We start from the raw sequence: 13,150 nt of genomic DNA on the forward strand, positions 1-13,150 counted from the left end.
CGTCACCCGGCCGTGAAGGAGCCGAAGTCCACGTTGGCTCCGTAGACGAATCCGCAGACGAGCAGAATGAGCGTGCCGGGGAGCATGAACGTGGTCACCGCGAATGTCGCCTTGGGTACGGCCCTGGCGGCCTTGCGGCGGGCGTTCTGGGCGTCTGTGCGGCGCATGTCGTCGGCGATCTGGATCAGAGTCTCGACGATCGGCGAGCCAAGTTCCTCACCCTGCTGGAGTGCCGTGACGAACTGGGCCACCTGTTCCGAGTCATTCCGGCGCCGGAGCTCCTCGAAGGCTTGGCGGCGGCTGACGCCCATGTCCATCTGCCGAAGTGTTATCCGCAGCTCGTCCGCCCAGGGGCCTTCGTACTTGTCTGCCACCCGCTCCAAAGCCTGTCGGAATCCGAGGCCTGCGCTGACCACGACTGCCAGGACGTCGAGGAAGTCTGGGAGGGTTCGCTCAATGTGGTCCCTGCGCACCCTGACAGCCGACCAGAGGCCGACCTCGATCCAGAACAGGCCAAAGGCGACCATCAGCAGGGCGAGCACGAGTTGTCCGCGCAGCAGCATCGACAGCGCGGCCGCCGCGCCCAGAATTCCGTACACGGCCCGTCGGGCGGCGTAGCGGTCGATCGTCAGGCCGGCCGGATTGCCCGCCATGTCGATCTGCTTGCGCTTCTTGTCGACCCGCTTGGGGCCCATGAGCCGCAGAACCGTGGGAGCCCATCGGATGCCGAGGCGGTCGATCCCCGAGCCGACAGCCGTCGTGCGAGTGGATCCGACCTCCAACGCCAAGACGAGGTCGGAGGGCAGTTTCGCGTCCGCCCGGTACATGCGGACACCCTGGAACATCCCTATGACACACACAGCCATGAGGAGGGCCAAGAGCAGAGCGATCACGTCGACCCCCTCAGACGTCGATCTTGGACATGCGGCGGATGAGGGCGAAACCGACCGTGTAGAGCCCGATCGCCACGATGACGGCCGTCTGACCGATGAACGCACCGGTCATCCGGTCGAGCGCCCCGGGCATGATCGCGTCGAGCATGAGGAGCGAGCCGATCCCGATCACGGGGATGGCGTACGCCGTGACGGTGACCTGGGACAGCTGCGTCTTCACCTCTCTGCGGGTCTCCTTGCGCTGTTCCAGGGTCACGGTGAGGTTGCGCAACGAACCGACGATGGCTCCGCCCGCACGGCTGGAAAGCACCAGAGTGGTCACCAACACGACGAGTTCGCGGGACGGGAGCCGTTCGGAGAGTTCGCTCAGCGCGTCGTCGATGGAATGGCCGACTGCGAGGCGGTTGGCCACGCGCCCCAGTTCCTCGCCTGCCGGTGCCTCCAGTTCCTCGGCTGCCATGCTGATGGCCGTACGCAGAGCCAGGCCGGCCTGTGTCGCGTTGGCAAGGATCCGAGTGAGGTCGGGAAGCTGGTTGATGAACTTCTCCGTGCGCTTGGCGCGCTGCCAGTTGAGGAAGGCGTTGGCGCCCCAAAGTGCGATCAGAGCGGCAACAGGGCCGAAGAACGACGCGAGCAGGGAAGCTGCGATCGCCCAGACACCGACGATTCCTGCGAGGGTGTAGACGAAGAACTCGCCCGGAGTGAAGTCGAGGCCGGTCGCTCCCAACTTGAGTTCGATCCGGCGGCCCAGCTTGGTCCTCCGCAGACGGCGATCCACACGGCGGAAGCGGCGCTGGCGTCCCGCATGGCCAAGCTCGCCCGCCGACGAGAGGCGCCGCACCAGAGCCGCCTGCTGGGCCCGTCCCGCGGAATAGGTGTGCACACCCATGACCACGAAGACGCAGCTCAGCAGCGTCACACCAATCGTGATGAGCACAAAGTTGTTCATGACAGGTGGTCGGCTTCCTCTGGTTCCTAGACGGCTACTCGGGTGGCGAGCTGGTCCTCTGTCACGGCGACGCCGAACGCCTGCGGGATCGGCTGGTTGTTCATGTACAGGCGATCCGCGACGCGTCGGGGCAACGGGTAGTACTCGAAGTGGCCGTACACGCGCCCGTCCGTGGCCATGGGCTGGGCGAGGAAGCGGCAGACCGACGTGATGCGGAACGGCTCTCGGCCGTGCGAATCGAGGATCGCGATCTCAGTGATCCTTCGGGAGCCGTCCGCATGGCGGGTGAGCTGGACGATCACGTCGACAGCGCTGTTGATCTGGTCCTGGAGCGCCACGAACGGCACCTCGACCTCCGACATGGAGGCAAGGGTCTGGAGGCGCATCAGCGCGTCCTCGGCGCTGTTGGCGTGGACGGTGGCGAGCGAGCCGTCGTGGCCGGTGGACATGGCCTGGAGCATGTCGAGGGTCTCGCCGCCGCGGACCTCGCCGACGATGATGCGGTCGGGACGCATGCGGAGGGAGTTGCGGACCAGGTCGCGGATGGTGATCTGACCCTTGCCCTCGACGTTCGCCGGCCTGCTCTCCAGCCGGATCACATGCGACTGCTGCAGCTGGAGCTCGGCCGAGTCCTCGATGGTGATGATCCGCTCGCCGTCGGGGATCAGACCGGAAAGGGCGTTGAGCAGGGTCGTCTTGCCGGTACCGGTGGCACCCGAGACGATCACATTGGTCTTCGCCTGCACTAGGCCTGCCAGAAGCAGGAGCATTTGCTCGTCGAGCGAGCCGAGACCGATCAGCTCCCGGAGCGTGTAGGCACGCGGGAAGCGCCGGATAGTGAGCGTCGCGCCTGTGAGGGACAGCGGCGGGATGATGACGTTCACGCGCTCGCCGCTGGGCAAGCGGGCGTCGACCATCGGGTTGGCCTCGTCCACACGGCGGTTGACGGTGGAGACGATGCGCTCGATGGTCTGCATCAGCTGCTCGTGGGAGGCGAACCGCATGGGAAGCTGCTCCACCCGGCCCCCGCGCTCCACGTAGATCTGGTCTGGGCCGTTGACCATGATCTCGGAGATCGACGCGTCCTCGAGCAATGGCTCCAGCACGCCGAGACCGAGCGCCTCGTCGACGACCCGGCGGATCAGCTGCGAGCGCTCGGCTGTGGAGAGGACCGGGCCTTCCCGGCTGATGATGTGCCCGAGGACCCGTTCCAGTCGCGCGCGGCGATCCGTGGCCGCGAGCGAGGACATCTCCGCTAGGTCGATCTCCTCCAGCAGTTTGGCCCGGTAGGAGGCGACGAGGTGACCGTCCTCCCGGGCACTGTACCGCTCGTCCGGGTTGTTCACGCGTGAGCGCAGACTCATGGTGCGGATCAGCTCCTGCCGGGCACGTCGTTGGGCATGGTGGACGTCCGCACGGCGTCGTCGAACCGGAGCCCCGGGACGATCGAAGGAATCTGGACCCTGGCGGTGAACGTGACCGCGGTGCCGCCGGCGTCGGCCTGGTCCCAGGTCAATCGCTTGGCCCAGGTCTCGCCGACGGCCGCCTCACCGGCGGTCCGGCCTTGCTCCGGATGGAGGGATTCCACGCGGGCTGCGGTACGTGCCGCCGTGCCAGCCGCCTGCGCGGCGTACGAGACGAGGCCGACCTGGATGCCGATGAGGGCCACCAGCAGCAGGAGCGGGAGCCAGCCGACATATTCGATGGCCACCTGACCGCGGTCGCGGCCTGATCGTGAGCGCACGCTAATCCGACTCCTCCCGTGCAGCTCCGGCGTGGCCTGGAACGTCCACGGGGAAGTCAAGTACCCCTGGAATTAGCACAGGCACCCGGAGGACCACTTCGGTCTTGTAGATCTGGGCCCGCTCTTCGCAGGACACCGACGGGGTGTTCCACCGACGGGGCAGATGCCGCTTCGCGGCCGCGTCGCACGCGGCGGCACCATGGGCGGCCCCGGCACGGGCCCCTTGGTCCGCGGCGTTTCCAGCCAGACTGATCGTGTAGCCGACGAGCACGCACTGCCACACTGCCAGGCCCAGGATGATGATCCAGGGCACAGTGCCCACGAACTCCACGGCCGTCTGCCCCCGGTCCGCGCCGGTCGCGGGCCGGAGCCTCCGTATCCCGGACATGGCTCAGTCCCCCTCCCCCGCCGGCAGTGCCGGGGCTCCCGTGCCGCGGCGCTTCCACAGGCCGATCGAGCCGCGGTCGCCGCCGCCCGCGCGGAGGGCCAGTTGGCCGCCGCGGCCCGTAGGGGCCTGGGGCTGGTCGTCCGGGGTCTTCGTCAGGCCCAGTTCGCCCGCCAGGCCCCACAGGGCCTGCTTGACCGTCGACCGGTTGTCGAGGTCCTGGACGCGGCCCGCGTCCACGACGCCCTGGAGTTCCTTGTAGGCGGCCGGGACCGCGATGCGGGCCACCTTCGTCTTGGTGATCTTCTCGACCAGCGAGGGCTGTATCTCGGTGTGCTTGGTGTAGCGGTTGACGACCATCGCCGTCTCCTCCGCCTTCCTGACCTGGAGCCTCTCCCACATGCGCACCATGCGCTTGGCCGCCCGGACCGCCACCACGTCGGGGGTGGTCACCAGGACGGCGACGTCGGCCATCTCCACCGCTGCCGCGTTCGCGCCGTTCATCTGCGTGCCGCAGTCGATGACGACCAGCTCGTACCGGTTCCTCAGGGCGCTCACGATCTGCCGGGCCGCACGGTCGTTCACCTCCTCGCCGCGTTCGCCGTCGCCGGGGGCCAGCAGCAGGGCCAGCCCCGTCCTGTGGTCGTACACCGCGTCCTGGAGGACGCGCGGGGAGATGTCCTGGATCCCGGCGAGGTCCGCGATCGAGCGGCGGAACTGTACGTCCAGGTACGAGGCGACGTCCCCGGCCTGCAGGTCCATGTCCACCAGGGCGGTACGGCGGCCTGACGCGGCGGCGGCCAGGGCGAACTGGACGGCGGCGAAGGTGGTGCCGACGCCGCCCTTGGCGCCGGTGACGGTGACGACGGAGCCGCCGGGGCCGGTGAACACGTCACCGCCGCGGCCCAGGTGGCGGCGTACGCCCACGGACCACTGGGCGGCGGCCTGGACGCGGGCGGCGAGCTCCTCGTACGAGAGGGGCAGCCCGATCAGGCCGCGGGCGCCCGAGTCCATGGCCGCCGAGAAGAGGGCCGGGCCGGCGTCCGCCGTGACCAGCACGACGCCGACCGCCGGGAAGCGGAGCGCGACCTCGCGGATGAGTTCGAGGGCGGGGACCGGGCCGATGCGTTCGTGGACCAGGACGACCTCGGGGAGCTCCTCGATCGACTCGGCCGCGAGGCGGGCCAGCGTGTCGAGCAGGGAGGTGGAGTCGGTGACGGGCGCGCCGGGCTCCGCGGACGGGAGCTGGCTGAGGAGGGTGGTGATGGAGCGGGCGGCGTCCGGGTCGCCGACCGCCGGGAGGATACGTGTGGTCATCCGGGCCTCACTTGTCCCCTTCGAGGGTGTACATGCGTTCGGCGGGGGTCAGGGAGGTGTCGCTGCCAGGGGCGACGAGGGCCAGCCGGACGTGCTCGGCGAAGGACTCGGCGAACGCGACGCGCTGGGTGTCCTTGGTCTCCAGGGCGAAGGTGATCGGGACGGCCTCGGAGGAGCTGCGGCGGTCGCCCTCGTTCTCCAGGGCGGTCAGCTTGCCGACGTTCAGGACGCGGGCGTTGGTGACGATGATCTTGGAGACGTCCGGGGCACCGTCCTTCTTGCCCTCGAAGGTGGCGATGATGTTGACCTTGTCGCCCGGGTGGATCTTGCCCGCCACGCCCGTCTCGGCGTCGATCATGATGGCGATCTCCTGCTCGCCCGTCTTGAGCTGCGGCCGGTCCACGATCATGTCGGCCTGGAGCAGCGAGCCGGCCTGGAGCGTCGTGAGTGCGGTCTTCCGCTCGACCGCGGCGATGTCCGTGACCGCGGTGTCGGGCAGCCAGCGCTTGGGGATCTTGACCTGCTCGAACTGGGCGGCGGACAGCTCCGCGTACGGGGCTATGTCCCTCTTCACGCGGTACGCGACGGCCTCGGGGCCGACCTTGGAGTTGACGTCGCTGATCACGGAGAGGACTCCGACGAAGGCCGCGAAGGCGCACAGGACGGAGAGGAGGAGCAGGATGACACCGCGTCGCTGGCGTGAGTTCATGAGCCGGGCTACCTCGTCGGTCGTGAGTCGGGCGGGTGGTGCTCGGACGTGAGGGCGGTTCTGGGCGGTTCGGGTTCGGGGCGGTTCGGGTTCTGGGCGGTGGGTCTCGGGTCGGGGTCTGGGGTGGGTCGGGGGTGGGTCGGGTTCCGGTCGAGTCGGGGCGGGCGCGGGGCTCCGGCTCCCGGGCGGCCTTGCGGGGCGCCCCACCGGCCGTTGCGGCGGCCGGACGCCCCGCACGCCTACGAGGCCGACGCCAGCGGTGGCGGGGCGAGCGGGGCCTGGCAGAAGCCGCAGCGGTCGCCGATGAGTTCCAGGCCGCACCAGTGGCAGTCGGCCCGGCGTACGGACGCCACCAGCTGGTACAGCACGGAGATGTCGGGGATGGCGGCCGCGAACTCCACCAGGCGCGGGGTGCCCCACCAGCGGGCGGAGTCGGCCGGCAGCGGGCTCTCCAGTACCCCCTGGACCTGCCAGGCGGGAGCGAGTTCGGCGGCCACCCACTCGGAGGTCAGCTGGCCGCGGGCGAAGGTGAGCTGGGTGCCGAAGTCGGGGCCCGGGAGGGGCTCCGCGCCCTGGGCGCCGAGGCGGACCAGGCGCGGCTGCGGGTTGGCGAGCACGGCGAACTGGGAGCCCGGCATCCAGGACTTGGCGTGGCTCTTCAGGCTGACCGGTACGCGGTCCAGCCGGGCCACGGTGCCGAGCAGCGCGCCGGCGTAGACGTAGTGGGCCAGCAGCCGGGCGGCCGAGGCCAGGACGCCGGGGCTGAAGTCGCAGATCGAGAGCTGACGGAGCTGACGCACCAGCAGGGCGATGCCCAGGGGCGGCAGATCGATGTCGAGCAGTGCGATCCGGTCACTCTCCAGAATCGCCCGGACGGTGTGCAGGCGGCGGACGAAAGCGGGCGGAAGCGAGCTGGGTACGACCACGACCAGGTAGCCGTGGCGCTCCAGCAACGCCGCCGTCTCGGCGAGCGAGCCTTCCAGGTCCACGGCCTCCGGGGACTGGAGGGTCACCGCGGGCGGAGTGTGGCGGTCCGGAGCGGGCAGCACCAGGTCGGCACTGGTGACTGCGATGGCGGTCGGCACGTGAATCCCCCGTTCACCCCGTTCACCGCGGGCGCACACGTGCTGCGCGACCGCAAATGATCACTGCTCGTCCCTCCTGCTCCAGCACCTTATCCGCGTCATACCTGCCGGGGCAGGGCCTTGTTCTTTCCCGTGGGCTGACGACGGGTCACAGTTGGCTGAAAACCGGGACAAGAGGGTGCGGAGGGCGATCCCGCAGTTCTACCCCGGGACCCGAAAAGAAATGTGACGGGAGCGCAGGAATTCGGTCACTGGCCGATTTACCTATGCCAACACATGATCAAACCCGGTCAGCGCCTCCCCTTGCGGGGCAATGGCGGCCAGACCCTTGACAGGACGATTGGTCTGGACCAACTTGATGGCGGGCGCCCCCACCACCGCCAACACTCCCCCCACGGAGCCTTCGTGAACCGCATACGCTCCCTTTCCCTGCTCTCCGCCGTCGTCCTGACGGCCACGGGCCTCACCGCCCTGGCCGCCGGCACGGCCCTGGCGGCCGACGTCAACGTCGCCCGCAACGGCGGCTACGAGAACGGCCTCGCCGACTGGACCTGCTCCGCCGGCAGCGGCACCACCGTCTCCTCCCCCGTCCACACCGGCACCGCGGCGCTCAAGGCCACCCCCTCGGGCCAGGACAACGCCCGCTGCGCGCAGACCGTCACCGTCAAGCCGGGCTCGACGTACACGCTGAGCACCTGGGTGCAGGGCTCGTACGTCTACCTGGGCGCGACCGGCACCGGCACCTCGGACGTCTCCACCTGGACGCCCGGCGGCACCGGCGCCTGGCAGAAGCTCTCCACCACCTTCACCACCGGCGCCAACACCACCCAGGTGACCGTCTACACGCACGGCTGGTACGGCCAGCCGGCCTACCTCGCGGACGAGTTCAGCGTCTTCGGCCCGGACGGCGGCGGGGGCACCGACCCCGGCCCCTCCGTACCCGGCGCACCCGGCGGCCTGACCTCAGGCGGCCCCACCGCCTCCTCCGTGAACCTCACGTGGAACGCGGTGGGCGGGGCCGGCGGCTACTACGTCTACCAGGACGGCCGGCGGGTGAAGACGGTCACCGGAGCCACGGGCACCACCGTCACCGGACTGGCCGCGTCGACCACGTACTCCTTCGCCGTGAGCGCGTACAACGCGGCCGGCGAGGGCCCGAAGTCGCCCGCCGTGAGCGCCACGACCACCAGCGGCGGGACCAACCCGAACCCGTCCGTGCCCAAGCACGCCCTGACCGGCTACTGGCAGAACTTCAACAACGGCGCGACCGTCCAGCGGATCTCCGACGTCTCCGCGCAGTACGACATCATCGCGGTCTCCTTCGCCGACGCCACCGCCACGCCCGGCGCCATCACCTTCAACCTCGACTCGGCCGGACTCGGCGGCTACACGGTGGCGCAGTTCAAGGCCGACATCGCGGCGAAGAAGGCGGCCGGCAAGTCGGTGATCCTCTCCATCGGCGGCGAGAAGGGCACGATCACCGTCAACGACTCGGCCTCGGCCAACGCCCTCGCCGACTCCGCGTACGCCCTGATGCAGGAGTACGGCTTCTCCGGCATCGACATCGACCTGGAGAACGGCCTCAACGCCACCTACATGACCCAGGCGCTCCGGTCCCTCTCGCAGAAGGCGGGCCCGGGACTGGTCCTGACGATGGCTCCGCAGACGATCGACATGCAGTCGACGTCGAACGCCTACTTCAGGACAGCGCTGAACGTGAAGGACATCCTCACCGTCGTCAACATGCAGTACTACAACAGCGGCGCGATGCTCGGCTGCGACGGCAAGGTGTACTCGCAGGGCTCGGTGGACTTCCTCACCGCCCTGGCCTGCATCCAGCTGGAGGGCGGCCTCGACGCCTCGCAGGTCGGACTGGGCCTGCCCGCCTCCACCAGCGGCGCTGGCAGCGGCTACGTCTCCCCGGCGGTCGTCAACAACGCCCTGGACTGCCTGGCCCGCGGCACGAACTGCGGCTCCTTCAAGCCCTCGAAGACCTACCCGGGCCTGCGCGGAGCCATGACCTGGTCCACGAACTGGGACGCCAAGGCCGGCAGCGCCTGGTCCAATGCGGTGGGCCCGAAGGTCCACGCCCTCCCCTGAGGGAGTGCCGTGCCCTGAGTGAGGGGTGTGGGGGTGTACGTCTAGCGGACGGGTGCGGATTTGGCCGAAGTCCGGCTCTTGACCGGGTCATGTCATGAGCGCACGCTGTGCGCGTCCGCACGGAGCCACCCCCACACCTCCGACCCCAGGAGACCTCAATGCGGCTACGCCCCAGAAAGGCCGCCACCCTCGCGGCCCTTCTCGCGCTCGCCCTCGGCGCACCCGCCGTCGGTGTCAGCGCCAACGCCTCGCCCGCTCCCGTTCCGTCGACGGCGACGCAGGACGAGGCGATCGTCCAGTACGAGATCCACGGCCCCTCGACGCCCGCCGACCGGACCGCGGTGGCCCGGACGGGTGTGTCGATCGACGAGGTCGGCGACCACACGGTCGTCGTCAGCGCCGACCCGATGCAGGCGAAGAAACTGCGCTCGATGGGCTACCGCCTCCAGGCGCTGCCCGGGCCGGCGAACCGCAACGCCCCCGGCGTCGCGGCCACCCCGATGGACTTCCCCTCGGCCGACTCCCGGTACCACAACTACGCCGAGATGAACGCGGAGATCGACACCCGGCTCGCCGCGTACCCGTCCATCATGAGCAAGCGGGTGATCGGGAAGTCGTACCAGGGCCGCGACCTGATCGCGATCAAGATCAGCGACAACGTCGGCACCGACGAGGCCGAGCCCGAGGTGCTCTTCACGCACCACCAGCACGCCCGCGAGCACCTGACCGTCGAAATGGCGCTCTACCTGCTCCGCGAGTTCGGCGCCGGGTACGGCTCCGACGCCCGCATCACCAAGATGGTCAACGAGCGCGAGATCTGGATCGTCCCGGACCTCAACCCCGACGGCGGCGAGTACGACATCGCCACCGGCTCGTACCGCTCGTGGCGCAAGAACCGCCAGCCCAACTCCGGCTCCTCGTACGTCGGCACGGACGAGAACCGCAACTGGAACTACAAGTGGGGCTGCTGCGGCGGCTCCAGCGGCAGCAAGTCCTCCGAGACCTACCGCGGTGCCGCGCCCGAGTCGGCGCCCGAGGTGAAGGTGGTCTCGGACTTCGTGCGCAGCCGGGTGGTCGGCGGCAAGCAGCAGATCAAGGCCGCGATCGACTTCCACACGTACAGCGAGCTGGTGCTGTGGCCGTACGGCTGGACCACGGCGGACACGGCGGCCGGGCTGACCGTCGACGACCAGAAGGCCTTCGCGACCGTCGGCGGCAAGATGGCGGCCAGCAACGGCTACACCCCCGAGCAGTCGAGCGACCTCTACATCACGGACGGGTCCATCGACGACTGGCTGTGGGGGGCGCACAAGATCTTCGGCTACACCTTCGAGATGTACCCGGAGACCTCCTGGGAGGGCGGCTTCTACCCGCCCGACGAGGTGATCGAGCGCGAGACGAGCCGGAACAAGGACGCGGTGCTCCAGCTGCTGGAGAACGCGGACTGCATGTACCGGTCCATCGGCAAGGAGTCGACGTACTGCGTCTGACGCGCGCCGCGTGACCAGGGGGCGCCCCACCGCCAGGGGGGCGCCCCTTTCCCGTGTCCCGGACGGACGGGCGGGCGGGCCGGCCGGCCGGACGGACGGACGGACGGAGGGGTCGTCAGCCGAGGACGGCCAGGGCGTCGATCTCGATGAGCAGGCCGGCCGGGAGGCCGACGTAGACGGTGGTGCGGGCGGCCGGGGCCTGCTTGAGGGCCTGCTCCTCGAAGTACGCGTTGTAGATCTCGTTCATCTCGGCGAAGTGGCCGGTGTCGGTGAGGTAGACGCGGATCATCATCACGTCGTCCCAGCTGGCGCCGCCCGCCTCCAGCACCGAGCGGACGTTCTCCAGGGTCTGGAGGGTCTGCTCGCGCAGGGTGGGCCCGGCGACCGTGGGCGGCCGGCCCTCCACGGCCGGGAGGAAACCGACCTGCCCGGCGACCTGGAGGATGTTGCCCTTGCGCACGCCGTGCGAGAAGGCCGCGGGCGGGGCGGTGTGGGTGGGCGGGGTGACGGCGGTCTTCTCGGTCACGTCGATTCCTTAGCTGTGGGTGCGGTCCGTGCTGGGGCTGCGGTCCGTGCTGTCGCTGCGGTCCGTGCTGTCGGTTCCTGCATAGTCGTGGCCCACCGACTCGGCGGTGCGGCGCACCTCGGGCAGCAGCGCGAGCAGCCCTTCGGCGCTGACGACGACGTTGGGGGCGGAGAGCGAGAGCGCGGCGACGACCCGGCCCGCGTAGTCGCGCACCGGTGCGGCCACGCAGTTGATGGACTCCTCGTGCCCGCCCAGGTCCGTGGCCCAGCCCTGGTCCCGTACGGTGGCCAGCTCGGCCAGGAAGGCCCGGGCGTCCGGCGTCGAACGCGGCGTGTAGGCGGGGTAGTCCAGGCGCTCGGCGAGCGCGGTGCGCTCCGGGAGGGGCAGGTCGGCGAGGAGCAGCTTGGCGACGGCGGCGACGGTGATGGCGACGGGCTTGCCGATGCGGCTGTACATCCGGACCGGGTAGCGGCTGTCGATCTTGTCGATGTAGAGCACCTCGTTGTCCTGGTGGACGGCGAGGTGGACGGTGTGGCCGGTGCGCTCGTTGAGCTCGGCGAGGTGCGGGTGGGCGATCTCGCGCACGTCGAGGTTCTCCACGGCCTGTGCGGCGAGCGCGAAGAGGCGGGCGCCGAGGCGGTAGCGGCCGTCCTGCTGGCGGTGGACGAAGCGGTGCTCGTGCAGGGTGCGCAGCAGGCGCAGGGCGGTGGACTTGTGGACGTCCAGCGCGGCGGCGACGGTGCCGAGGTCGGCGGGGCCCTTCGCGAGCAGTGGCAGGATGCCGAGGGCCCGGTCGACGGTCTGGCTCATGGGGTGTCCTCCGCTGGTGGGGTGGTGGCCGGGGGTGTGGCCGGGGCCGCTGCCGGGGGGTGCCGGCGGGGCCGTGTCCCGGGCCGGCGTCGTTGCCGGGGCCGCTGCCGGGGCCGCTGCCGGCGCCGTTGCCGGGGTCGGGGTGGTCGCCCCCGGCGGTGGCACGTCGCCCGGTGTGGCGAGGGCGGCCCCGGCGAACCGGTGTGCCAGGCGCAGCCGCTCCCCGGGGCGCAGCCCCCTGAGTACCCCCGCGAGGTAGCCGGCCGCAAACCCGTCGCCGGCACCGGTGGCGGCCACCACGTCCACGCGCGGGGCGGGCACGAAGACCTCGGTGTCGCCGGTGCCGGCCTCCCGGGTGAACAGGGTGGCCCCGCGCGCCCCGTCCTTGACCACCAGCTGCGCGGGCTCGGGCAGCAGGGCGCGCAGCGCGGCGGGGCCGGTGGTGCCCCAGAGGGCGGCGGCCTCGTCGGCGCCCGCGAAGACCAGGCCGGCCCGGCGGGCCAGGGTCAGCAGCAGGGCCGGGTCCTGGCGGAGGGCGGGGCGGTGGTTGAGGTCGAAGGAGACCAGGGAGGCGCGGGGCGCCCCGGTGAGGGCGAGCAGCAGGTCGGCGCAGCCGTCGGAGAGGGCGGCGGTGATGCCGGTGAGGTGCAGGACGCGGGCGGCCAGCAGGGCGGGGTCGAAGCAGCCGGGGGCCATAGCGGAGGCTGCCGAGCCGGCCCGGTAGTAGGCGACGCCGTCCGCTCCGCCGGCCCGGTCGGCGGCGGTGCGGAAGTAGATCCCGGTGGGGCGCGCGGGGTCGCGTACGACTCCGGAGACGTCCACCCCGTACGCGGCCACGCCGGCGGTGACGTACCGGCCGAAGGCGTCGTCGCCGACCCGGCTGAGCCAGCGGGTGCGGTGTCCGGCGGCGGCGAGGGCGCAGGCGACGTTCGACTCGGCCCCGCCGGCGGTCCGTACGAAGGTGTCGGCGTCAGCGAGTCCCGCGCCGGGGGCGGCGGGCCGCAGGGCGACCATCGACTCGCCCACCGCGACCAGATCCATCCGTCACCCGCCTAGGCTCGTTGACCAGCGCTCCACCCGGATGCTAGACAGCGTGGAGCGAGCACCGCAACGACCGTTGCAACATACGCAACACCCGTACG

At 70.6% G+C, this 13,150-nt stretch carries 12 protein-coding genes and 1 pseudogene; 2 read left to right on the forward strand and 11 right to left on the reverse strand.

The genetic code is table 11. From position 1 onward, the window contains the following. Positions 1-2 precede the first annotated feature (2 nt). The 8 genes from ACIQUQ_RS11390 to ACIQUQ_RS11425 all read right to left on the reverse strand — a co-directional run bounded on the left by ACIQUQ_RS11390 (position 3) and on the right by ACIQUQ_RS11425 (position 7,082). Positions 3-890, reverse strand: coding sequence for a DUF5936 domain-containing protein (locus tag ACIQUQ_RS11390; protein ID WP_403974510.1), 888 nt, complete (start codon positions 888-890; stop codon positions 3-5). A gap of 13 nt (positions 891-903) precedes the next feature. Continuing rightward, complete coding sequence (locus ACIQUQ_RS11395) at positions 904-1,842, reverse strand: type II secretion system F family protein (RefSeq protein ID WP_403974004.1); 939 nt, start codon at positions 1,840-1,842, stop codon at positions 904-906. 26 nt (positions 1,843-1,868) lie between these two features. Continuing rightward, positions 1,869-3,206 (reverse strand): CpaF family protein, encoded by a 1,338-nt coding sequence (locus tag ACIQUQ_RS11400; protein ID WP_403974006.1) that lies wholly within the window; start codon positions 3,204-3,206, stop codon positions 1,869-1,871. Between the two features lie 8 nt (positions 3,207-3,214). Next, entirely contained in the window at positions 3,215-3,586 is a 372-nt protein-coding gene (locus tag ACIQUQ_RS11405) for a TadE/TadG family type IV pilus assembly protein (protein ID WP_403974008.1), read from the reverse strand. Between the two features lies 1 nt (position 3,587). After that, positions 3,588-3,974, reverse strand: coding sequence for a TadE family protein (locus ACIQUQ_RS11410; protein WP_403974010.1), 387 nt, complete (start codon positions 3,972-3,974; stop codon positions 3,588-3,590). A gap of 3 nt (positions 3,975-3,977) precedes the next feature. Next, positions 3,978-5,288: a CpaE family protein gene (locus tag ACIQUQ_RS11415; protein WP_403974012.1), complete on the reverse strand. Its 1,311-nt coding sequence runs from the start codon at positions 5,286-5,288 to the stop codon at positions 3,978-3,980. 7 nt (positions 5,289-5,295) lie between these two features. After that, complete coding sequence (cpaB, locus tag ACIQUQ_RS11420; protein ID WP_403974015.1) at positions 5,296-5,997, reverse strand: Flp pilus assembly protein CpaB; 702 nt, start codon at positions 5,995-5,997, stop codon at positions 5,296-5,298. A gap of 239 nt (positions 5,998-6,236) precedes the next feature. Beyond that, complete coding sequence (locus tag ACIQUQ_RS11425) at positions 6,237-7,082, reverse strand: hypothetical protein (protein WP_403974017.1); 846 nt, start codon at positions 7,080-7,082, stop codon at positions 6,237-6,239. A gap of 405 nt (positions 7,083-7,487) precedes the next feature. Between ACIQUQ_RS11425 and ACIQUQ_RS11430 the strand changes: the two genes are divergently transcribed. Together ACIQUQ_RS11430 and ACIQUQ_RS11435 are read left to right on the forward strand one after the other, a co-directional pair. After that, positions 7,488-9,182: a chitinase gene (locus ACIQUQ_RS11430; protein WP_403974020.1), complete on the forward strand. Its 1,695-nt coding sequence runs from the start codon at positions 7,488-7,490 to the stop codon at positions 9,180-9,182. A gap of 158 nt (positions 9,183-9,340) precedes the next feature. Beyond that, positions 9,341-10,672, forward strand: a complete 1,332-nt coding sequence (locus ACIQUQ_RS11435) for a M14 family metallopeptidase (RefSeq protein ID WP_403974022.1) — start codon at positions 9,341-9,343, stop codon at positions 10,670-10,672. A 115-nt stretch (positions 10,673-10,787) separates the two neighbouring features. Here ACIQUQ_RS11435 and ACIQUQ_RS11440 read toward each other — a convergent pair whose 3' ends face one another. The 3 genes and pseudogenes from ACIQUQ_RS11440 to ACIQUQ_RS11450 all read right to left on the reverse strand — a co-directional run. After that, the gene (locus tag ACIQUQ_RS11440) at positions 10,788-11,198 is read right to left on the reverse strand and encodes a RidA family protein (protein ID WP_403974024.1); all 411 of its coding nucleotides are present in this window, start codon (positions 11,196-11,198) and stop codon (positions 10,788-10,790) included. Positions 11,199-11,207: 9 nt separating this feature from the next. Next, on the reverse strand, positions 11,208-12,008 hold the full coding sequence (locus ACIQUQ_RS11445; RefSeq protein WP_403974512.1) for an IclR family transcriptional regulator: 801 nt from the start codon (positions 12,006-12,008) through the stop codon (positions 11,208-11,210). 177 nt (positions 12,009-12,185) lie between these two features. Next, a pseudogene (locus ACIQUQ_RS11450) lies at positions 12,186-13,049 on the reverse strand (sugar kinase); the annotation flags it as partial. Positions 13,050-13,150: the final 101 nt, after the last annotated feature.

Source organism: Streptomyces sp. NPDC101118, from assembly GCF_044759445.1.
Taxonomy (GTDB): Bacteria; Actinomycetota; Actinomycetes; order Streptomycetales; family Streptomycetaceae; genus Streptomyces.